The organism is Polaribacter sp. NJDZ03, assembly GCF_019263805.1.
In the GTDB taxonomy this organism is placed as follows: Bacteria; Bacteroidota; Bacteroidia; order Flavobacteriales; family Flavobacteriaceae; genus Polaribacter.
Genome location: NZ_CP079195.1, coordinates 1,622,780 through 1,645,673 on the forward strand (window position 1 = coordinate 1,622,780; position 22,894 = coordinate 1,645,673).

Annotated in this window: 23 protein-coding genes and 2 tRNA genes; 13 read left to right on the top strand and 12 right to left on the bottom strand. The window is 31.1% G+C overall.

Features of this window, described 5'->3' with window-relative positions; translation table 11 throughout:
- Nucleotides 1-165: 165 nt before the first annotated feature.
- The 5 genes from KV700_RS06925 to KV700_RS06945 form a co-directional block, all read right to left on the bottom strand.
- A complete protein-coding gene (locus tag KV700_RS06925) occupies nucleotides 166-1,650 on the bottom strand; it encodes a DUF389 domain-containing protein (protein ID WP_166385290.1) in 1,485 nt (494 codons plus the stop codon).
- Nucleotides 1,651-1,771: 121 nt separating this feature from the next.
- Nucleotides 1,772-1,844 (bottom strand) — tRNA-Lys (locus KV700_RS06930).
- 118 nt (nucleotides 1,845-1,962) lie between these two features.
- Nucleotides 1,963-2,035: transfer RNA gene (locus KV700_RS06935), tRNA-Lys, on the bottom strand.
- 55 nt (nucleotides 2,036-2,090) lie between these two features.
- The gene (locus tag KV700_RS06940; RefSeq protein ID WP_218599610.1) at nucleotides 2,091-2,864 is read right to left on the bottom strand and encodes an ABC transporter ATP-binding protein; all 774 of its coding nucleotides are present in this window, start codon (nucleotides 2,862-2,864) and stop codon (nucleotides 2,091-2,093) included.
- Between the two features lie 3 nt (nucleotides 2,865-2,867).
- The gene (locus tag KV700_RS06945) at nucleotides 2,868-3,608 is read right to left on the bottom strand and encodes an ABC transporter permease (RefSeq protein ID WP_166385294.1); all 741 of its coding nucleotides are present in this window, start codon (nucleotides 3,606-3,608) and stop codon (nucleotides 2,868-2,870) included.
- 108 nt (nucleotides 3,609-3,716) lie between these two features.
- On the opposite strand from KV700_RS06945, the gene pafA reads away from it, so the two are divergent.
- Complete coding sequence (gene pafA / locus KV700_RS06950) at nucleotides 3,717-5,357, top strand: alkaline phosphatase PafA (protein WP_218599611.1); 1,641 nt, start codon at nucleotides 3,717-3,719, stop codon at nucleotides 5,355-5,357.
- Between the two features lie 59 nt (nucleotides 5,358-5,416).
- Here pafA and KV700_RS06955 read toward each other — a convergent pair whose 3' ends face one another.
- Entirely contained in the window at nucleotides 5,417-6,115 is a 699-nt protein-coding gene (locus KV700_RS06955; protein WP_166385298.1) for a PrsW family intramembrane metalloprotease, read from the bottom strand.
- 123 nt (nucleotides 6,116-6,238) lie between these two features.
- The gene (ctlX, locus tag KV700_RS06960; protein ID WP_218599612.1) at nucleotides 6,239-7,174 is read right to left on the bottom strand and encodes a citrulline utilization hydrolase CtlX; all 936 of its coding nucleotides are present in this window, start codon (nucleotides 7,172-7,174) and stop codon (nucleotides 6,239-6,241) included.
- Between the two features lie 182 nt (nucleotides 7,175-7,356).
- Here ctlX and KV700_RS06965 point away from each other — a divergent pair, with 182 nt between their 5' ends.
- From KV700_RS06965 to KV700_RS07010, 10 genes are all read left to right on the top strand, one after another.
- Nucleotides 7,357-8,319: a fasciclin domain-containing protein gene (locus KV700_RS06965; protein ID WP_166385302.1), complete on the top strand. Its 963-nt coding sequence runs from the start codon at nucleotides 7,357-7,359 to the stop codon at nucleotides 8,317-8,319.
- Nucleotides 8,320-8,413: 94 nt separating this feature from the next.
- The gene (locus KV700_RS06970; protein WP_205860414.1) at nucleotides 8,414-9,082 is read left to right on the top strand and encodes a M15 family metallopeptidase; all 669 of its coding nucleotides are present in this window, start codon (nucleotides 8,414-8,416) and stop codon (nucleotides 9,080-9,082) included.
- Between the two features lie 78 nt (nucleotides 9,083-9,160).
- Nucleotides 9,161-9,835 (top strand): hypothetical protein, encoded by a 675-nt coding sequence (locus KV700_RS06975; protein ID WP_166385304.1) that lies wholly within the window; start codon nucleotides 9,161-9,163, stop codon nucleotides 9,833-9,835.
- A gap of 129 nt (nucleotides 9,836-9,964) precedes the next feature.
- Nucleotides 9,965-10,954, top strand: coding sequence for a pyruvate dehydrogenase (acetyl-transferring) E1 component subunit alpha (gene pdhA, locus KV700_RS06980; protein ID WP_166385306.1), 990 nt, complete (start codon nucleotides 9,965-9,967; stop codon nucleotides 10,952-10,954).
- 3 nt (nucleotides 10,955-10,957) lie between these two features.
- A complete protein-coding gene (locus KV700_RS06985) occupies nucleotides 10,958-12,580 on the top strand; it encodes a pyruvate dehydrogenase complex dihydrolipoamide acetyltransferase (RefSeq protein ID WP_218599613.1) in 1,623 nt (540 codons plus the stop codon).
- Between the two features lie 79 nt (nucleotides 12,581-12,659).
- Nucleotides 12,660-13,511 (top strand): DUF2807 domain-containing protein, encoded by an 852-nt coding sequence (locus tag KV700_RS06990; RefSeq protein WP_166385310.1) that lies wholly within the window; start codon nucleotides 12,660-12,662, stop codon nucleotides 13,509-13,511.
- 71 nt (nucleotides 13,512-13,582) lie between these two features.
- A complete protein-coding gene (locus KV700_RS06995) occupies nucleotides 13,583-14,269 on the top strand; it encodes a GNAT family N-acetyltransferase (protein ID WP_166385312.1) in 687 nt (228 codons plus the stop codon).
- Nucleotides 14,270-14,289: 20 nt separating this feature from the next.
- A complete protein-coding gene (locus KV700_RS07000; protein ID WP_166385314.1) occupies nucleotides 14,290-14,457 on the top strand; it encodes a hypothetical protein in 168 nt (55 codons plus the stop codon).
- On the top strand, nucleotides 14,447-15,223 hold the full coding sequence (locus tag KV700_RS07005) for an SGNH/GDSL hydrolase family protein (protein WP_240914586.1): 777 nt from the start codon (nucleotides 14,447-14,449) through the stop codon (nucleotides 15,221-15,223). The genes KV700_RS07000 and KV700_RS07005 overlap by 11 nt, the downstream gene beginning before the upstream one ends.
- A gap of 17 nt (nucleotides 15,224-15,240) precedes the next feature.
- Nucleotides 15,241-16,299 carry an FAD-dependent oxidoreductase gene (locus tag KV700_RS07010; protein WP_218599614.1) on the top strand — a complete coding sequence of 353 codons (1,059 nt, stop codon included), beginning with the start codon at nucleotides 15,241-15,243 and terminating at the stop codon, nucleotides 16,297-16,299.
- A 139-nt stretch (nucleotides 16,300-16,438) separates the two neighbouring features.
- On the opposite strand, the gene KV700_RS07015 is transcribed toward KV700_RS07010, so the two are convergent.
- The 3 genes from KV700_RS07015 to KV700_RS07025 form a co-directional block, all read right to left on the bottom strand.
- Nucleotides 16,439-16,696, bottom strand: coding sequence for a hypothetical protein (locus KV700_RS07015; protein ID WP_166385320.1), 258 nt, complete (start codon nucleotides 16,694-16,696; stop codon nucleotides 16,439-16,441).
- Between the two features lie 2 nt (nucleotides 16,697-16,698).
- The gene (locus KV700_RS07020) at nucleotides 16,699-17,007 is read right to left on the bottom strand and encodes a co-chaperone YbbN (protein ID WP_166385322.1); all 309 of its coding nucleotides are present in this window, start codon (nucleotides 17,005-17,007) and stop codon (nucleotides 16,699-16,701) included.
- A gap of 80 nt (nucleotides 17,008-17,087) precedes the next feature.
- On the bottom strand, nucleotides 17,088-17,729 hold the full coding sequence (locus KV700_RS07025) for a peroxiredoxin (RefSeq protein WP_218599615.1): 642 nt from the start codon (nucleotides 17,727-17,729) through the stop codon (nucleotides 17,088-17,090).
- 305 nt (nucleotides 17,730-18,034) lie between these two features.
- Between KV700_RS07025 and katG the strand changes: the two genes are divergently transcribed.
- Nucleotides 18,035-20,209 (top strand): catalase/peroxidase HPI, encoded by a 2,175-nt coding sequence (katG, locus tag KV700_RS07030; protein WP_218599616.1) that lies wholly within the window; start codon nucleotides 18,035-18,037, stop codon nucleotides 20,207-20,209.
- 166 nt (nucleotides 20,210-20,375) lie between these two features.
- Complete coding sequence (locus KV700_RS07035) at nucleotides 20,376-20,852, top strand: ankyrin repeat domain-containing protein (protein WP_218599617.1); 477 nt, start codon at nucleotides 20,376-20,378, stop codon at nucleotides 20,850-20,852.
- Between the two features lies 1 nt (nucleotide 20,853).
- On the opposite strand, the gene KV700_RS07040 is transcribed toward KV700_RS07035, so the two are convergent.
- The gene (locus tag KV700_RS07040) at nucleotides 20,854-22,017 is read right to left on the bottom strand and encodes a sigma-54 dependent transcriptional regulator (protein ID WP_166385330.1); all 1,164 of its coding nucleotides are present in this window, start codon (nucleotides 22,015-22,017) and stop codon (nucleotides 20,854-20,856) included.
- Complete coding sequence (locus tag KV700_RS07045; RefSeq protein ID WP_218599618.1) at nucleotides 22,017-22,886, bottom strand: DUF6268 family outer membrane beta-barrel protein; 870 nt, start codon at nucleotides 22,884-22,886, stop codon at nucleotides 22,017-22,019. Before KV700_RS07045 ends, KV700_RS07040 begins: the two co-directional genes overlap by 1 nt.
- Nucleotides 22,887-22,894 lie beyond the last annotated feature (8 nt).

Below are 22,894 nucleotides of genomic sequence, written 5' to 3' on the forward strand. Positions count from 1 at the left end.
CAATTATAGAGTAATTCGTTTAACAAATGAGATTATCTAACAAGTGATTTTTTTGTCAATCTGAATTTATTTCAGATTCTTATGAATATTGAATATAGATACGTTAAGATACTGAAACAAGTTCAGTATGACAATATTCAAAACTTTTAGAAAGCTCCTTAAAGCTTATCTTTCTCTTTTAATAAACAACGTATCTAAGTCCATTTCTTTTTGCAACCAAGTACGTAATTTCTTTTCTTTTACACGAATAATAGTATCAGACACTTTTAAATTCCATTTTACTGTTGCCGTAGGAATGGTATCTATATTTATAAAATCTTTAGAAAATAAAACTTTAGAAAACCCTATTTCTTCTATTTCACTATATAGAATTTTTGCCTCTTTAGAAATTCTACTAAAAGCAATTGCTTTTTTATCATTTTGAAGCGCATCATCTTCAATCCTTATATTTAAACCAGAAATGATACCTTCTAGCTCAATAATCTTATCTTCAAGTTCTTGTATTCGCTTTTTACTTTCATTCAACTCTTCTCTTTTTTCTGTATACGCTGTAGTAATTAATTCGAAACTCTTAGTATCACTTCCTTTAATATTAATTTTCACTTCTTTTAAGCGATCATATCTCGGATCATTAATCAAACTGCTTTCTAACATGTTTTTCTCTACAGCAGTTACTTCGTTAAAGAAATTTAGCTTTAAAACCTTAGTATCAAAATCATAATCTTCATCAATTAATTGATAGTTATCAATGGTCATTACCTCATTTTTAACAAACGTTTTTAACTGTGCATTTACCCTACTTTCTTCTAAGGCATGTAAAAAAGTGTAAACAGCAGGAATCATAACAGCAATACCTACTACCGTTGCAATAGTAGCATATCGTTTTCTTCTTGCTGCATTCGCATATTTATGCATTGGAAAACTTAACAGTTTTAATACAATAAATGTTGCCAAAGCAATAAAAATGGTATTAATTGTAAACAAATACATGGCTCCTAAAGCATAGGTAAAACCAACAGTATCTCCAGAAAAACCTTTTGCTAAACCAAACCCTGCAGTACACAAAGGCGGCATTAATGCAGTAGCAATAGCAACTCCAAAAATAACAGAAGCTACCGTTCCCTTTTTTGTTCTTGCAACCATTAAAGCCAAACCACCAAAAAAGGCAATTAATACATCTCTAATATCTGGTTTTGTTCTCCCTAACAATTCGGATGTATCTTCACTTAATGGAAAGAAATAGAAAAAAACAAATGAAGCAAGTAAACTTAAAGTAATCATCGTTGCCAAACTGACTAATGATTTTTTAAACACCTCAATATCATTAATTGCAAAAGCGCTTCCTATTCCCAAAATAGGCCCCATTAAGGGCGATATTAACATGGCACCGATAACAACTGCTGTAGAGTTAGCATTTAATCCTATAGAAGCCACAAAGACCGCAAAAATAAGAATCCAAGCAGTAGCACCCTTAAAAGGTATATCTGCTTTAATAGCCTCCATGGTAGCTTCATGGTCTGTATCGTGTCTAAAATCTAAAAGTTCTATTAAATATTTTCTGATACTAAAGAGCAAACCTCTAGCTTCATCTTTCATTCCTTGCTTAGATTGATCTACCTTTTCCTCAACTACCTTATTTTCTTCTTCCATCAAAATTAAGTTTCTTATTAACTTGGGAAAGATACAAAAATTTAAAATTGACAATTAAACAGCCCCTAACTTTTTTTGCATAAAAAAAGCTTCACATTTCTGTGAAGCTTTTAATTTAATGTGACCGGGCTGGGGCTCGAACCCAGGACCCTCTCCTTAAAAGGGAGATGCTCTACCAACTGAGCTACCAGGTCATTTATTTTATCTTAATGACTAAAAGATACGCTTAATTAAAATTCGAAAAACAACGCTTCTCGATGCAATTACTTTAATAAAAAAACTTCAAAATATTTATGAAATTTTTAAATTTTGTGACCGGGCTGGGGCTCGAACCCAGGACCCTCTCCTTAAAAGGGAGATGCTCTACCAACTGAGCTACCAGGTCGTTTATTTCCTTTTAAGCGGCTGCAAAGATATACTTTATTTTAGATAAAACAAATCTATTTATATTTTTTTTCATTTAAATATGCTTCTCTTACTTTTTTAAATAAATTAGAAGAATACACAAAACTCACAACCGCCTCATTGTCAGTTTTAAAAATATCTTCACTAGTACCTTGCCATGCTTTTTGACCTTCTTTTAAAAAAATTATTTTTTCTCCAATTTCCATTACAGAATTCATGTCATGTGTATTAATTACGGTTGTAATTTTATATTCATCTGTAATTTCTTGAATTAAATTATCAATTACAATTGATGTTCTTGGGTCTAAACCAGAATTTGGTTCATCGCAAAAAAGGTATTTAGGGTTCATAACAATTGCTCTTGCAATGGCAACTCTTTTTTGCATTCCCCCAGATAATTCTGCTGGCAGCTTTTTATTAGAATTTTCTAAATTAACTCTATTTAAAACAAAATTTACACGCTCTAACATTTCTGCTTGAGATTGACTGGTAAACATTTTTAAAGGAAACATCACATTATCTTCTACAGATTGAGAATCAAAAAGCGCACTTCCTTGAAAAACCATACCAATTTCTTGCCTCCATTGCTGTTTCTCTTTTTCTGTAAATTGAGTATTTATTCTACCATCAAAAGAAATAGTACCTTCTTCTGGTGTATGTAAGCCTATTAAAGACTTTATAAACACTGTTTTACCAGAACCACTTTCTCCAATGATTAAACTAGTTTCTCCTGGTAGAAAAGTGGCAGAAATACCTTTTAATATTTTTGCTTCTCCAAAACCTTTGTGTATATTATTTACTTCAATCATATTTTAGGTTAAAAGCATTTGAGTTAAAAAATAGTTGGCTATTACAATTAAAATGGTAGTCCAAACTACAGCTTGCGTACTTGCTTTCCCTACTGCTATAGAACCTCCTTTTACATAATAACCATGATAAGAAGGTACAGTAGCAATTAAAAATGCAAAAACTAAAGTTTTAATAATCGCATACGCTAGTAAAAAAGGGTCAAAATCTGTTTGAATTCCTTCAATATAACTTGCACCAGAAAAAAGTCCAGATAAAACACCTGTAACCCATCCTCCTAAAATTCCTAAAAACATCCCTAATGATATTAAAAAAGGATAAAAGAAAACAGTTGCAATCACTTTAGGCAGTACTAAATGACTTAAAGCATTTATTCCCATCACTTCTAAAGCATCAATTTGCTCTGTAACACGCATAGTACCTATACTAGATGTTATATAAGAACCTACTTTACCTGCCAAAATGATTGAACAAAAAGTGGGAGCAAATTCTAAAATAATAGAACGTTTTGCGGCAAAACCTATTAAAGATTCTGGAATAAAAGGATTGTCTAAATTTAAAGCCGTTTGTAATGCAATTACACCTCCAATAAAAAAGGAAATAAACATAATAATCCCTAAAGATTTTAAGCCTAATTCATCAATCTCTTTTACCAAAGCTTCATAAAAAACTTTTCCCTTTTGCGGTCTTTTAAAAACACGACCTAACATCAGAAAATATTTACCAATATGTTCTAGGTAACCCATTCATTTTAATTTTGTGCTAAAGTATTAAATTATCATTAATACTAGGTTGAATTGACCAAATCAAAACAAAAAATAATTACTTTTGACCTATAATTTATATATCTACTCATGAAATTCAAATTACTTTTTAGCTTTATCTGTCTATTTATTTGTTTAGGAAACAGCAAAATATCATCGCAAAATAAAAAACCAAAATTAGTAGTTGGTATTGTTATCGACCAAATGAGGTACGATTATTTAACTAGGTATTCTGATAGATATGGAAAAGACGGATTTAATAGAATTTTACAAAATGGGTTTTCTTTAGAAAATGCTCATTACAACTACATACCAACCTATACTGCAGTTGGGCACACCTCTATTTATACAGGAACAACACCAAGCGAACACGGAATTATTTCTAACAACTGGTATGATAAATACCAAAAAGAATCTATTTATTGCGTAGATGACAACAATTATAAAACGGTTGGTAATGAAGGTAAATATGGACAAAAATCTCCTAAAAGACTTTATACATCAACCATAACAGATCAATTACATTTGGCTCAAAATATGTTTGGTAAAACTATTGGTGTTTCTATAAAAGATAGATCTGCAATTTTACCTGCAGGTCATACTGCAAATGCAGCTTATTGGTATGATGGTGGTAATTTTAATACTTGGATTACCAGTACATATTATATGAATGAATTGCCTAAATGGGTAAAAGATTTCAATGGAAATAATAATGCAGATAAATACCTTAATACACCTTGGGAAACACTTTACGATATAAAAACATACACAAGTAGTAGAGTTGATGATAATATTTATGAAGGAAAATTAAAAGGCCAAGAATCTCCAACTTTCCCTAAAAATCTAAAAGCCTTACGCTCTAGAAATGGAAATTTCGATTTAATAAAAACAGTACCTGCAGGTAATACCTATACAACAGATTTTGCAAAGGCTGCAATTATAGGTGAAAATTTAGGTAAAAGTGAACATACAGACTTTTTAGCCGTTAGTTATTCTTCTACAGATTACATTGGTCACAAATACGGAGTTTCTGCCATAGAAACAGAAGATACTTATTTACGTTTAGACAAAGATTTAGCCGATTTATTTCAATTTTTAGACCAACAAGTTGGAAAAGATAATTACACATTATTTTTAACTGCAGATCACGCAGCAGTTCATGTACCAGCTTATTTACAGTCTTTAAAAATACCTGCTCATTATTTAGAGATGACAAAATTTAGGGATTTTGTTTTAGAAACCACTAAAAAATATTTTAATTCTGTAGATTTAATTGAAAACGTTTCTAACTATCAAATATTTTTAGATAAAGATAAAGTAGAATCTTTAGGTTTAGAAGTAAACACGGTTGCTCAAAAACTAGCGGATGAAATAATTAATTTTGATGGAATCTATAAAGCAGTAACTGCAAGAACTTTACAAACAACACATTTTTCTTCTGGTATATTAAATTCGCTTCAAAACGGGTATAATCAAAAATTATCTGGAGATGTTTTAATGATACCTAATCCGGCTACTTTAACTGGCGGAAGAACAGGCACAAGCCATGGTTCTGGTTATTCTTATGACACACATGTACCAATTATTTTCTATGGAAATGGAATAAAACAAGGTTCATCATCTAAAAGATACAATATTACAGACATTGCACCAACGATTGCTAATTTATTAAATATAGAATCACCAAACGGAACAACCGGAGTTGTAGTTGATGAAGTTTTAGAAAAGTAAAATAAGTTCTATTTTATAATTCTTTCTAACGGAAATAAGTTATTAAAAAGCCCCAAGACTTAGTTTTGGGGTTTCTTTTTGATTAAAAATTTAAAAACAGAACTATTTTGATGGCTCTTTATCGCTTTCCTAGAAAGTAGAATTCCAATTATTAAAGAAATAAATGCACCTATAGAAATTCCTGGAATAAAGTTGATAAACAGAAAAAAGTCATACGCTCCATGAAAAAGTGTTGCAAAAAACAAACCTGTTATGTTTAAAACTATTCTATTTTTAGAAAATTTTGCTCTCCCCATAAAATACCCCATTAAAATGGCAAATGTAGCATGTGCCGGAACCGCAGTAAATGCTCTTAATATGCCGGTTGAAACTCCGTGTTGAAAAACATATAAGACATTCTCTAAGGTAGCAAAACCCATAGAAACCATTACAGCATAAACAATACCATCAAAAGGCTCGTTGTATTCTTTATTTCTTTGTGCATAATATTTTACAATTACATATTTAGAAAACTCTTCTACCAAGGCAACTACTATAAATGCCTTAACAAATTGTTGAAATATATTTGTTGCATCAGTAACTGGAAGAAACCTTGCGGCAAAACCACCAAGAATTACAGTAATTAACACACTTGCCGTTGCTCCTAAAAGAAAGTTTTTAAATAAAAAAGAAATAGGCTCTTTTTCAAACTTGTCTTTAAAATAAATATATAATATAATGATGGTTGCAGGAGCAATAGCAAGGAGAAGTAAATGCATAGAGAAGATTAAATTGTTTTTTTTTAAATAAAAAAAACGCAAAGTTTTGTAAAGAAGATTCTTATAATTCCTTTATCAACCTTGCGTTTGCCTAGTATCTTTATACTTAATTAGTAGCTAGCCTTATTTTTTAGGCAAGAAAACTTCTGCCATCATGCAACGTGCACTACCACCTCCACAAAACTCAATAGTATCTAAAGGGCTAGAAATAATTTTACAATGATTGTTAATTTGTGCTTTCTGAGATTGCGTTAAACTATTAAAAGCAGCTTGACTCATAATTAAAAAACGTTCATCATCTTTACCATGAACCTCTAACATGTTTCCGGCAAAGTTGGTTACTTGTTCTTCTGTAATGTCAATTACTTTTTTACCATCTTCTTTTAAATGCTTCAATACATTTTTACGTTCAGATTTATCATCAATAGAAGCCAAACAAATAATAACCAATGTTTCTCCCACACACATCATAACATTGGTATGATAAATTGCTGCCCTTTTACCGTCTACTGTTTGATTTGCCGTAAAAACTACTGGTGTATATTCAAAATCTTCACAGAACTCTATAAATAATTCTTCATCTGCCCTAGGAGAAAGTGCACAATATGCCTTGTTATTAACTCTATCTAAACAGATACTTCCAGTTCCTTCTAAAAATACATGATCTTCTTCTGCAGAAGTATAATCTACTATATTCTCTATTAAAAACCCCTCCTTTTCTAACTCTTCTAAAATATCTTCTCGTCTTTCTAAACGTCTATTTTCTGCAAACATTGGGTACATAGCAACAGTACCATCTTCATGAAAAGAAATCCAATTATTAGGAAAAATAGCATCTGGTGTATCAGCGTCCTTGGTATCAGAAACAACAATTACATGAATTCCAAAACTCTGTAATTTTTCTACAAAAGTATCAAACTCATGTTGTGCTTTTGTATTTATTGTTGATGGAAGTATATTATCAATTTCTTTTTGATAATAGTTATTTACAGCAGTTTGCTCATTCATCCTAAAATTAATAGGACGAATCATTAGAATTGTATTTGTAGTTTGATTCATTTAATTCATTTATTAAACACAAAATTAGACTTTTTTAAGCTAGTTTAAGTAAGTAATTGTTGAGAACTTCTTTTTTGTTTAATCTTTTAATGAAAAACTTTAACAAAATAAAATATAAAACTGTTTAATATTTACCTATTTTTGTTAAACAGTTTTATATTTTAACCATAAACACTCATAGAATGAAAACAATTTCAAAATTTTTAAGCATTTTAACTTTATTAGCAGTACTAATCTCATGTAGTGATGATAACGATCATGAGACCGTAATTAAAACAAATACAATTGTAGATGTAGCCATTGATGGAAACTTAAGTAGTTTAGTCGCGGCAGTAAAAAGGGCAGAATTAGCAACTACCTTAAGCGGACCTGGACCTTTTACAGTATTAGCGCCAACCAATGAAGCTTTTTCTGAATTTTTAACAGAAAATAATTTTAACTCTGTAGAGGACGTCCCGGTACCTGTTTTACAACAAATACTATTAAATCACGTAATAGACGGTAGCTTAAAGTCTACAGATTTATCTACCGGTTATGCAAGCACAAAAGCAACAAGTGCTGCTTCAAACACAGCTATGTCTCTTTATATTAATACAGAAGATGGGGTTTTATTTAACGGATCATCTGCAGTAACGGTACCAAATATTTCTGCAGACAACGGAACGGTACATATTATTAATAAAGTAATTGGCCTACCTACTGTAGTTACTTTTGCTACAGCAGACCCAAACTTTTCAATACTAGTTCAAGCACTTACAAGAAGCGATTTAGATACCGATTTTGTTAGTATACTCTCTTTACCAGAAACTAGCACAACTGCACCTTATACCGTTTTTGCACCAACTAACAATGCTTTTGTAGCTGTTTTAAGTGAATTGGAACTTACAACATTGGCAGAAATACCAAAAAGTACTTTAGATGCAACATTAAAAACACATGTATTAACAGGTATAAATGCACAAGACACAGCATTAAGTGATGCCTTGCAACTTACCACTCTTTCCGGAGAAATATTAACTGCCAATGTAACTGGCGGAGCAACTTTAACGGACGAAGGAAATAGAGTAAGTACAATAATTGCAACCAATGTACAAGCAAATAATGGAGTAATACATGCTATAGATACGGTATTATTACCTAATTAAACAACACCAAACCCGTACATTAAAATTAGATAGTCTTTAAACAAATACCTGCAGAAATATTTCTCAGGTATTTTTTTTATGTATTTTTGATGAGATGAAAAGATTAATAACACTATTTTTTATTTTAAGTACACTCTTTGTAAATTCACAAAACCTTCCAGATGGTTTTGTTTATTTATCTGATGTTGATAAAACTATTGAAAAAGAATTGCGCTATTTAGGAAACAATAACTTTATAGGGAAACCCATTGATGGCTATCATAAAAATTGTATTATAGTTACTAAATCTTCTGCAAATGCTTTAACTAAAATACAACAGAGTCTACAAAAAGAAGGGTTGAGTCTTAAAATATTTGATGCATACAGACCACAACAAGCAGTAAACCATTTTGTTAAATGGGCTAAAGTACTAGAAGATACGTTAATGAAAAAAGCGTATTATCCAAATACACCAAAATCTCAATTATTTAAACGAGGTTATATTGCATCTAGATCTGGACACTCAAGAGGAAGCACCGTAGATTTAACAATTATAAATATTAAAACAGGTAAAGAATTAGACATGGGGTGTCCGTATGATTTTTTTGGTATAAAATCTCATTACCTACCAAAAAACATCACTCCAGAGCAACAAAAAAGTAGGTTGCTACTCCGTACTATAATGATAAAAAATAATTTTAGACCTTATAAAAACGAATGGTGGCATTTTACTTTAAGAAATGAACCTTTTCCTAATACCTACTTTAATTTCCCAATAGAATAAGAATTTTTAACAAAATAGAAACAGCTTCACTAAAAATCGGCATTATATTTGCATAAATGCTTGAAAGTATTATATATAATGAAAACAAAAAATAATTTTCTTCTTTTTCTCTCCATTTCCTTATTCACTGTATTTCAATTATCTGCACAATTAGATTCTAATTCTGGAACCCGAGAAAAAGGCAAAATTAAAGGAGTAGTTTTAAATAACTCTAAAGAAGTTACAAAACCGAAAGCATTAGAATTAGAAGGAAACGATGGTTTTAAAAATGCTTTTGACAAAGAAAATGATAAATTAAAAAAGCAAAAGGAAGAAAATGACCTTAATAATAAAGGTATTATAACACAAGAAAAGCAAAGAGAAGAGCGTTTTTTAAAAGCATTTAAAAAAATAAACGGTCAATATATTTACCCCGTAATAGATCAAGATCTAGGTAGTTTTAGAACAGACTCTAAAAGTGTAAATATTATTTGCAGAGATTTTCAATATCCTGATGGAGACATGGTTACTATACTTGTAAACGACGTACCCGTTGTACATAACATTACCTTAAAACGAAGCTATCAAAAATTTAATATCCCTTTAGAAGTTGGTATTAATAAAATTGCCTTTAAAGCACTAAACCAAGGTACATCCGGACCAAATACAGCCGCTTTTAAGGTATATAATGACGCCGGTACACTACTCTCTTCTAATGAATGGAACTTAGCAACTGGCGCTAAAGCCACGATAGTAATAGCTAAAGACAAATAATACTCTTAAAATATTTTGTTTTATTTTAAACTAATCTAGTTTTTTTATTCTATCAAAAACAGTTATTTTTGTGACTGGTTATTGAAAGAGTAAATTTTAATAACCTTAAAACAAACAATATCACTAAAAATGAAAGAAATCACCAAACAGACCTATTTAGATTGGTACAAAGACATGCTTTTTTGGCGTAAGTTCGAAGACAAACTTGCTTCTGTTTACATTCAACAAAAAGTTAGAGGTTTCTTGCACTTATATAATGGGCAAGAGGCAATTTTAGCAGGTGCATTACATGCAATGGACTTATCTAAAGACAAAATGATTACGGCTTATAGAAACCACGTACAACCAATTGGTATGGGAGAAGATCCTAAACGTGTAATGGCAGAATTATATGGAAAGGTTACTGGAACGTCTAAAGGAATGGGTGGTTCTATGCATATTTTTTCAAAAGAATTCCGTTTTTATGGTGGTCATGGTATCGTTGGAGGTCAAATTCCTTTAGGTGCAGGTCTTGCTTTTGGTGATAAATACAATAATACTGGTGGTGTAACATTAACATGTTTTGGAGATGGTGCTGCAAGACAAGGTTCTTTACACGAAGCTTTTAATTTAGCTATGTTATGGAAATTACCTGTTATTTTTATTTGTGAAAACAATGGATATGCAATGGGTACTTCTGTAGAAAGAACAGCAAACCATACAGATATCTGGAAACTTGGTTTAGGATACGAAATGCCTTGTGGCCCAGTAGATGCAATGAACCCTATTAAAGTTGCCGAAGCTATAGACGAAGCTTTAGATAGAGCTAGACGTGGTGATGGACCAACTTTCTTAGAAATGAAAACATATAGATATAGAGGTCACTCAATGTCTGATGCACAACACTACAGAACGAAAGATGAAGTAGAAGAGTACAAAAAAATAGATCCTATTACGCAAGTAAAAGACATTATTTTAGAAAAAGGGTATGCTACCGCAGAAGAATTAGCTGCAGTAGATAAAGAGGTAAAAGTAAAAGTAAAAGAATGTGAGCAATTTGCAGAAGATTCTCCTTACCCAGAACCTGAACAAATGTATGATATGGTTTATGAACAAGAAGATTATCCTTTTATAAGTTAAGATATGGCTACAATTATAAATATGCCCAGACTAAGTGACACCATGGAAGAAGGTGTTGTGGCAAAATGGTTAAAAAATGTTGGAGATAAAATTGAGGAAGGTGATATTTTAGCCGAAATCGAAACTGACAAAGCAACAATGGAATTTGAGTCTTTCTATGAAGGAACTCTTTTATATATTGGTATTCAAGAAGGAGAAACTTCTCCTGTTGATGTATTATTAGCGATTATCGGTGAAGAAGGTGAAGACATTTCTGCAATTATAAACGGTAGTTCAGAACCTGCAAAGGAAGAAACTATTACTGAAGAAGTAAAAGAAGAAACGGTTACAGAAACAAGTGCTACAGAATCTACTACAATTCCAGAAGGAGTGCAAGTAATTACAATGCCGCGTTTAAGTGATACAATGACTGATGGAACCATTGCAACTTGGTTAAAGAAAGTTGGAGATGAAGTTTCTGAAGGTGATATGCTTGCTGAAATTGAAACAGATAAAGCAACAATGGAATTTGAATGTTTCTATGAAGGAACTATTCTTTACATTGGTGTACAAGAAGGAGAAACTGCTCCTGTAGATAGCTTATTAACTATTATTGGCCCTGCTGGAACAGATGTTTCTGCACTAGTTGCTAATGGAGGTAATGCATCAGCAGCTACAGAAAACACAACTGCTCCTGCTGCTAAAACAGAAGAAAAGGCTGCAACAAAACCAGCTGCTAAAGTAGAAGAAACTAAAACTGTTTCTACTACAAACAATACAGCTAACGGACGTATTTTTGTATCTCCATTAGCTAAAAAAATAGCTTCTGATAAAGGAATTAATTTAGCAGATGTAAAGGGTTCTGGTGAAAACGGAAGAATCATTAAAAAAGATATAGAAAACTATACTCCTGCGGTTAAAGTTGAGGCTGCTCCTACTACTGCAAATGTTGCTGCTACTGGTGTAGAAAACTCAGAAGAAGTTAAGAATTCTCAAATGCGTAAAGCAATTGCTAAGTCTTTAGGTAACTCTAAATTCTCAGCTCCAGATTTCAGTTTAAATATTGAAGTTGATATGGACAATGCAATGGCATCTAGAAAAATAATAAATGCAATGCCAGACACTAAAGTATCTTTTAACGATATGGTAGTTAAGGCATGTGCAATGGCATTAAAAAAGCATCCACAAGTTAATACTTCTTGGACCGAGGCAAATACAATTTATCACAGTCATATACACGTTGGTGTAGCTGTAGCTGTAGATGATGGTTTATTAGTACCGGTAATTAAACATACAGACGGATTGAGTTTAACTCAAATTGGTGCAGGTGTAAGAGATTTAGCAGGTAAAGCTAGAAATAAAAAATTAGCTCCAGCAGAAATGCAAGGAAGTACTTTTACGGTTTCTAACTTAGGTATGTTTGGTATTGGTAGCTTTAACTCTATTATAAACCAACCTAACTCAGCTATTTTATCTGTTGGTGCAATTGTACAAAAACCAGTTGTAAAAGACGGACAAATAGTTGTTGGTAATACAATGAATTTAACTTTAACATCAGATCACAGAACTGTAGATGGTGCTGTTGGAGCTCAATTTTTACAAACATTAAAAACATTTATTGAAAACCCGGTTACAATGTTAGCTTAAGGTTTACCTTAATTTTTATAATAAAAACCATTTCAATATTTTTTTGAAATGGTTTTTAATTTTTATAGCAAGAAAAAATATGAAACAGAAAACTACATTATTATTAATATTAGTATTCGCTTTATTTAACACAACTTATAGTCAAGAAAAAATAAAAGGAAATAGATTAATATCAAAGATAAAAACAGACTTAGCTCCTTTTCATAGTGTGGTTATAAATAATGATTTTAAAGTTGAATTAGCAATCTCTAATATGTCTTCATCAATAGACATAGAAACTGATAAAAACCTACATAAACATATCCTTTTTAGTGTTACAGACTCTATCTTAACAATAACTACTGATAAAAAGTTAAAAGCAAAAAAATTAAATATTACTTTAAATTATAAAGACGCATTAAAAGAAATAACTTTAAATGATGATGCAGAAATAGAGTCTTTAAGTACCATAAAAACAACCTCTATGTTACTTAAAATAAACGATTATGGAATAGCAGATTTAAAGATACAAGCTGATAGATTTAAGCTCTTAAATAATAATAAATCTCGAATTCAATTGAGATCTAAAAGTAAATTAAATATAGAAAGTAAAGATGTAGACCTAGATTTAGCTGAATCTTGTAAGGTAGATATGATTATTAAAGCAGAAAACTTAAACACAAGAATGATTGGTAATTCTACTTTAAATATTGAAGGAACGGCTAATTTATTTAATGCAATTACACTAGAAAACTCAGCGTTAAACGGAGAAAAACTAAGTACAACTACTTGCACAAGTAATATAAAAGACTCAGCTACGATTACTATAAACGCTTCAGAAAGTATTACTATAGAAGCTTCAGATAAAAGCAAAACTGAAGTATACGGAGACGCTAAAATATTTTTAACTCAGTTTACAGAGAACTCTAAACTATTTAAAAAAGAATTATAATACTTTTTTAAAACGAGAAACAAAATAAAAGGCTCGCAGTTTGTGAGCTTTTTTTTATATATTTATTTCTGATGAAAGACTTAGAACAAAAACTAAAAAACCCTGTTTGGTATTCATTAAATGAAACCCACAACACCTCTTTATTAAAGTATGATGGCGTGCAGTTCTATCAGGCAGAGACCTGTTCTTTTGGCTCTTTTTTTGATGCCGAAAAAACAGCCAATGCTTTAACAGCCCATTCTAAAATTGCAGAAAAATTCTTTTTAGTTTCAGAAAAAGATACCCCTACAATAGATGATAGGTATGTAGTTCTTGAGAAAAAAATAAACGGATGCCAAATGGTATTAGAGAACTTAATAGCTGTAGAAATTACAGAAGATATTGTGTTATTAACACAAGAACACATAAATGAAGTATATGATTTAATTTGGTTGGTGATGCCAGGTTTTTATCAAAAGAAAGGTTTTGAAATGGGGAAATTCTTTGGTATTTTTAAAGACGATAAACTAGTTGCTATTACAGGACAACGAATGCAAACTGATGATTTTATTGAAATTAGTTCTGTCGTTACACATCCAGATTATACAAGAAAAGGATTTGCTAAACAACTGATATATCATACAACAAAAGAAATATTAAAAGAAAAAAAACTACCTATCTTGCATACCAATAAAGGGAATGCTGCAATTCCTCTATATGAGAAATTAGGTTTTAAATTGAGTAGAGATATGAACTGGTGGTTATTCCACAGAAAATAATAAACCTATAATTTAACAATATGCCAAAAAAAGGGAAAGGAAAAGCTAAAAACTCTGTTAATAAAGCAAAACACACTAAATTGATGAATCAGAAAATTAATAAGGTGAAGCTAGAAAAACAGTTAAATAGAGAACGCTTAAAAGCCATCATTAAAAAAGTAAATGACGCAAAAAAGGATGAAGAATAAAGTAAAATACTTTTTAGGCGCATTAGTTTCTGTACCATTACTACCCTTTTTATATTTTCAAGGTAAAAACATTAGAAAAAAAGTACCAAAACTTCCCGAAGCAAAAGAACCTACAGGCTATGTTAATGGTAATTTTAATAAAACGCTACATATACTTTCTATTGGAGAAAGTACTATTGCGGGTGTTGGTGTAGACTACCATAAAAATGGATTTACCGGTTCTTTATCAAATACACTCGCAATCAATTTAAAAAGTAATATAAATTGGCGGGTATATGCTAGAAGTGGCTATACTCTAGCAAAAGTTTGTGAAAAAATTATTCCTAAAATTGAAGAAACTTCCACAGATATTATTGTTATAGGTATGGGAGGTAATGATGCCTTTACCTTAAATTCCCCAAAAAAATGGGCTGATTCAATAGAAAATCTCATCAATTTATTACAAAATAAATTTCCTGGTACTCCTCTATTCTTTACAAACATGCCTCCGATAAAAGAATTTCCTGCATTTACAAAACCTATAAAGTTTGTAATAGGTAATTTGGTAGAGATTTTAGGAGAGAGATTACAGACAATAACTAAAAGTAAAAAGAACGTTTTCTATTACAATGAAGTTATCACGCTAAAAAATTGGAGTAAAAAACATAGTTTACCTACAAATAATTCTAAAATTTATTTTAGTGACGGCGTGCATCCATCAGAATTGACTTATAAAGTTTGGGGTGAAGAAATGGGTCTTTTTATTAAATCGAAATTAAATAAGTAAGGTTCTCTTTTATCAAAATGAAGAAAAAAATTATTATTCTTGGCGCAGGAATTTCAGGTATTTATTTAGGCTATAAATTAAAAAAAGCGGGCTTTTCAATCCAAATTTTAGAAGCCAACAATAGAATTGGTGGTAGAGTTTACACTAAAAAAGTAAATGATACAAAAGTTGAATTAGGTGCAACTTGGCTTTGGAGGTATAATGAAGCATTATTAAAAGTTTGTAAAGAATTAAACATCTCTTTATTTGAACAAAATATGAATGGAGACGCTTTGTTTGAAGCAGAAAGCAACAATTTACCACAGCGTTTTAAAGTGCCAAAAAACCAAGAAATTAGTTATAGAATTGTTGGCGGAACGGCAACAATATTAGACGAATTGATAAAAGATTTTACTGAAGATGAAATTCAATTAAACGAGAAAGTTTTAAAAATTGACGATACTAAAACGGGTATAAAAGTAAGCACCGAAAAATCAGCATTTATTGCTAATGTAGTTGTTTCTACAATTCCACCTCAACTATTAGTGAATTCAGTTTTATTTACTTCAGAATTAGACACAAAGCTCATACAAATTGCAAATAACACACACACCTGGATGAAAGATTCTATAAAATTTGCAATCGTTTATAAAACTCCGTTTTGGAAAGAACAAGGTTTATCTGGTGTTGGGTTTAGTAATATTGGTCCGTTTACAGAAATGTACGATCATTCTAATTTTGAGAATAACCGTTTTGCTTTAATGGGATTTTTAAATGGTGCTTTGTCAAATGAATCAAAAGAAAATAGAGAGAAAAAAATACAAGAACAACTCTTTAAATTCTTTGGTAAAGATGGACTAAACTATCTTTCTTATGAAGAAAAAGTATGGAATAAAGAAGGTCTTTTAAATTTTGAAAACAACAATTTTATCAATCCACATTTTAATAATGGACATTCCGTTTATCAGAAAGAATTTCTAAAAGGTAAATTTATAATTGCTGGTTCAGAAACTTCAACCAGTTACGGTGGTTATATGGAAGGTGCCATTTATAGAGGAAATGAGGTTACAGCACAACTGCAAAATAAATTTCTATAGCTGTTATAATAAATCGAATAACACATCTCTCGTAAAACAATATCAGAAAAAAAAATCTATTACGCTTTACCAGGCATTATAAAACAAAAAAAATCTCAAGCTTTCACTTGAGATTCTATACACTACACATAGTTACTATTTATTTATCAATAGAACCTAAAACACGTTTCATAAAAGTATTTAACGCCTCTTTCTTTGGAGTACCATCTTTTACCATTTTATCAACTTCAAGAGCACCATACATATTAGAAATTATCTCGCCAATAACATCTAATTCGTCATCTTTTAAAGAAGGAACTTCTGTTAAAGCTTCTAAAGTTTCAATTGTTTCTAACACATAATCTTGATCGTTTTCTTCGATAAAATTAGTTAAATGTTTTATTACAGGTAGTTTCATAATTAAACAACTTCGTTTACAAGTTCCTTTAAAACATCTAACTTGTTTGTTTGTGTTTGGTTTACAAGTTTTCCGTCTACAAAAGTGGCAAATGTTGGTAAATTACTAACATCTGCTAATTTTCTGCTTTCAGGAAATTTTTCTGCATCTGCAATTACAAAAACCATCTCTTCATTTTCTGAAGATAATTTTTTAAATTTTGGTTTCATAATTCTACAGTTTCCACACCAAGTTGCAGCATACTGTACTACTACTTTCTTATTGTCAGCAACTATATTTGCTAAATTATCTTGACTTAATTCTTGTACCATATTTTAATATATAATAGGAAAGTAGCCCGTGCTTATTCCCCCGAATTCACACGAACATTTTCCTTTTAACAAATTATTTTTTAGTTAGATGCTAAATATGCAGCTGTTCCTTTTGCATTAGGAGCCATTGCTTCTTTACCTTCTTCCCAGTTTGCAGGACAAACCTCTCCATGAGATTGTACGTGCGCATAAGCATCAATTAAACGTAAAAATTCATTTACATTTCTACCAACTGGCATGTGATTAATACCTTCATGAAAAACAGTTCCTTCTTCATCAATTAAATAAGTAGCTCTATAAGTTACATTATCTCCTTCTACTTGAATTGTTTGTGAAGCTTCATCAAAAGTTTCATTCGTAATATCTAAAATACCTAAGATAGATGATAAGTTTCTGTTACTATCTGCTAAAATTGGATATGTAACACCTTCTATACCTCCATTATCTTTAGAAGTACTTAACCATGCAAAGTGAACTTCTGGAGTATCACAAGAAGCACCAATTACAATAGTATTTCTTTTTTCAAATTCTCCTAAAGCTGCTTGAAAAGCATGTAACTCTGTAGGACAAACAAATGTAAAATCTTTTGGGTACCAGAACAATAACACTTTCTTTTTGTTATTTACTGCTTCTTCCAATACGTTTAACTTAAACGTATCTCCCATTTCATTCATTGCGTCTACATTTAAATCTGGGAATTTTTTTCCAACTGCTGTTGCCATTCTATATAAATTTTATAATTATTAATGTTCTAATTTTTACTGGTACAAAGATAAAAATAAAGAAAAAAAAAAGTAGAAATTATAATGGTAACTTTTGATATCACTATAACTATTTACTATACTTAGAAGAACTGTAAATAGATTAACGCTATACTAAATATTCTGTATTAAAAAATAATGCTTTTAAAAAAAATCATATTTATAGTTTTTAACTATTTAAATATAAAAACAATAGATAAAATTTATTTGAAAACATGTTGTAGTTTTGTCGAAAATTAAAACATAAAATTTAAAATATATACATAATGGAAAACTTAAAAGATACTTCTGGCGATATTTCTAAATGTCCTTTTCACGGAGGAAATACTACGAATGAAACAAATAACGACTGGTGGCCTAATTCTTTAAATTTAGATATTTTACATCAGCATGACACAAAAGTAAACCCACTTGGTGAAGACTTTAATTATCATGAAGCGTTAAAAAGCTTAAATATTGATGCTTTAAAAGAAGATGTAACAAAATTAATGACTGATAGTCAGGATTGGTGGCCAGCAGATTGGGGGCACTATGGAGGATTAATGATTCGTTTATCTTGGCACTCTGCAGGCTCTTACAGAGTTAGTGATGGACGTGGTGGTGGTGGTGGCGGAAACCAACGTTTTGCGCCTTTAAATTCTTGGCCAGACAATGCTAGTTTAGACAAAGCAAGACGTTTACTTTGGCCGATTAAGAAAAAATATGGAAACAAATTAAGTTGGGCAGATTTAATCATTTTGGCTGGCACCATTGCTTATGAATCTATGGGTTTAAAAACATATGGTTTTGCATTTGGTAGGCCAGATATTTGGCAACCAGAAAAAGATACCTATTGGGGTAATGAAAAAGAATGGTTAGCACCAAGTGATGAGCGTTATAATGATGTAGAAGATCCTAGCACAATGGAAAACCCATTAGCATCTGTACAAATGGGATTAGTTTATGTAAACCCAGAAGGTGTTAACGGTAAATCTAACCCTGCAAAAACAGCGCTACATATTAGAGAAACTTTTGCTCGTATGGCAATGGATGATGAAGAAACAGCGGCTTTAACTGCGGGAGGTCATACAGTTGGTAAAGCACACGGAAATGGAGATGCTAGTAAATTAGGCCCAGAACCAGAAGCAGCCCCTACAGAAAACCAAGGTTTAGGTTGGTCTAACCCTACCAGATCTGGTGTTGGTAGAGATACGGTAACAAGTGGAATAGAAGGTGCATGGACTACAGAACCTACAAAATGGGATAATGGTTATTTCGACCTTTTGTTTGGTTATGAGTGGGAATTAACAAAAAGTCCGGCAGGAGCTACACAATGGGCACCGATTAATATTAAAGAAGAAGATAAACCGGTAGATGTAGAAGATCCTTCTATTCGTTTGAATCCTATGATGACGGATGCAGATATGGCCATGAAAGTAGATCCTATTTATCGTAAAATCTGTGAGAAATTCAGTAAAGATCACCAATATTTTTCTGAAACGTTTGCACGTGCTTGGTTTAAGTTAACGCACAGAGATATGGGACCAAAAGTTAGATATTACGGTCCGGATGTACCTTCTGAAGATTTAATTTGGCAAGATCCAATTCCTAAAGGAAAGAAAGAATATGACGTAAACCTAGTTAAGGAAAAAATTTCAAATACCGATTTAACGATACCAGAATTAGTTGCTACTGCTTGGGATAGCGCAAGGACTTATAGAGGTTCTGATATGCGTGGAGGAGCAAATGGTGCTCGTATTCGTTTAGCTCCTCAAAAAGATTGGGCTGGTAATGAACCAGAAAGATTAAACAAAGTTTTAGGTATTTTAACTCCTATAGCCACAGAATTTGGAATTAGTATTGCTGATACCATTGTTTTAGCGGGTAATGTTGGTGTAGAAAAAGCAATTAAAAATACAGGTTTTAATACCACTGTTCCTTTTACTGCTGGTCGTGGAGATGCTACAGATGAAATGACAGATGCAGCCTCTTTTGAACCTTTAGAGCCAATTGCAGACGGATATAGAAACTGGTTAAAGCAAGAGTACATTGTTAGTCCGGAAGAATTGATGTTAGATAAAACACAACTTTTAGGTTTAACTGCTCCAGAAATGACAATTTTAATTGGAGGAATGAGAGTTCTAGGTACTAATTACGACGGAACTAAACATGGCGTTTTTACAGATAATGAAGGTGCTTTAACCAATGATTTCTTTGTAAATTTAACAGATATGGGAAATACTTGGAATTCTGTTGGTGCAGGTTTATATGAAATTAGAGACCGTAAAACGGATACTTTTAAATGGTCTGCAACCAGTGTAGATTTAGTATTTGGTTCTAACTCTATTTTACGCTCTTACGCGGAAGTATATGCGCAAGATGATAATAAAGAAAAATTTGTAAATGCATTTGTAAAAGCTTGGACAAAAGTGATGAATGCTGATAGATTTGATGTTAAATAATTAATTTTAAAAAAGAGGCTGGCTAAAAAGCACGTTTTTTTGTCAATCTGAATTTATTTCAGATTCTTATGAAGATTGAATTTCAGTAAGTTAAAATACTGAAACAAATTCAGCATGACAAGATTTAATGCTTTTTAAACAGTCTCTTATAATAAACACACTACTTATGAATATTTTAAATACTTTTTTTGAAGCAATTCAATCTGCAAATATCGATGTAATAGAAACACTTTTAAAAAGGTTTCCAGAATTGGCAAATAGACTAGATAAAAGAGGTTTTACACCATTAGTTTTTGCAACCTATTTTAATAAAATAGAAATTGCAGAAGCCCTTATTAATAAAAAGGCAAATGTAAATTATAGTGATGCAAAAGGAAACACTGCATTATTAGGTGTTGCTTTTAAAGGAAATACTGATATAGCAGCACTCCTTTTAAAAAATAATGCAAATATTAACGTACAAAATAATCTTGGTTATACACCTTTAATTTTTGCAACCATGTATAATCAACCAAAAATGGTGGCATTTTTATTGAAACAAAATGCAGATTTATCTCTTAAAGACAAAGAAAACAAATCTGCCTTAGATATTGCAAAATCAAAAGGTTTTACAGAAATTATTAGCTTATTAGAAACTACGTAAGCTACTTACTTGCAAACATCTTAATATCGTTTGCAGAGACTTCTTTTTCTCCTAAAATAATTAAACGCTCTACTACATTTCTTAATTCTCGTATATTACCTGTCCAATCATATTCTTGTAATAACTTTATGGCAGCAGATGAAAATGCTTTTTTAGGAGTTCCTTGTTCTACAGAAATTTTATCAGTAAAAAAATCCACTAATAACGGAATATCTTCTCTTCTATCATTTAAAGATGGAACTTGAATTAAGATAACCGCTAACCTGTGGTATAAATCTTCTCTAAATCTACCTTCTTCTATTTCAACTTTAAGGTTTTTATTAGTCGCAGCAACAATTCTAACATTTACTTTAATATCTCTATCAGAACCAACACGCTGAATTTTATTTTCTTGCAAAGCACGTAATACTTTTGCTTGTGCAGACAAACTCATATCCCCTATTTCATCTAAAAAAATAGTTCCCCCGTTTGCTGCTTCAAACTTACCTGCCCTGTCTTTATTTGCTCCGGTAAAAGAACCTTTTACATGACCAAATAATTCACTTTCTATTAATTCTGATGGAATAGCAGCACAGTTTACCTCTATTAAAGAACCTTTAGATCTATCAGATTTTTCGTGCAACCAATGTGCAACCAATTCTTTTCCTGTTCCATTAGGTCCGGTTACTAAAACTCTTGCATCTGTTGGTGCTACTTTTTCAATCATCTCTTTTATCTGAGAAATTGCAGCACTTTCACCAATCATTTCATAGTTTTTACTAACCTTCTTCTTCAACCTTTTATTTTCTACAATCAATACTTTTTTATCTAAAGCATTTCTAACTGTATTTAAAAGTCTATTTAAATCTGGTGGTTTAGAAATATAATCAAAAGCACCTAAACGCATTGTATTTACAGCTGTGTCTAAATCTCCGTGCCCAGAAATCATAACAATAGGAATTTCTGGTTTTATTTTCTTCGCCTTTTCTAATACCTCAACACCATCCATTTTTGGCATTTTAATATCACATAAGACCAAATCGTAATCATTATTCATAATCATCTCTATCCCTAACAAACCATCTTCTGCCTCTTCAACATGATAAGTTTCATTTTCTTCAGAAATAATTTTTGTTAAAACTCTTCTAATAGCAGCTTCATCTTCTATAATTAAAATCTTTGACATTATATTTTAAATTTAATACCTGTTCTTAAATAAAACGCATTTACTTTATCTAAAGTATATACATTCTTTCTGTCTTTATCTCTTAAAACATTACTCAATCTAACAGTGTAACCACTATAAGCAAATAACACTAAATGCTTTGTAAACTGATAGTCATAGCCTAAACCTGCTACCAATACAGATAAAGATATATTGTCTGCTTCTTTATTATTTATAATTATTGGCGTCTTTAAATGTGCAAAATAACCATCTAAACCTACAAAAGATTGTAGACTGTTTACTGGGTTTATTTTATACTTTATATTCATTTTAGGCACACCAACCGTATAAGACCATTTCTCATCTACTTGCCTAAAGTAATTTATTAATGGTAATGGAAAAGGAATACCCGCAGTTGTATTATAGGTTAAGCCCAAAGTTAAACGATATGGTTTTGCTAAGCTTTTATCTTTTGTTCTATCTTTTATAAAAAAAAGACCTCCGTTAATAAAAAAATCTTCGCTTGTTATTTTGTGGGTTAAGGTTGCAGCTAACCTAGGCGTAAAACTATAAGCAACTCTCCAATGATCGCTCATTTTATGAGTATATGCTAAATTTAAATCAATAACATTAATGTTTTCTAATAACGAGGTATCAAAAGGATATTCATCTTTTAAATTTAAAAAAATTCTATTAAATTCTGAACCAATTATTAAATAACTATCTTCTTTTATTTTTATAGGATAATTAAACAACGCTCTAATTCTAGTATATTGATCATCAGATTCTTTTTTAGGAATAAAAGAATATTCTATTCTAGCCAAATCTGTTAACTGTGCATTTGTTATTAAACTAACAAATAATACTAAAACAATTATACATCTCTTCATTTTAATCC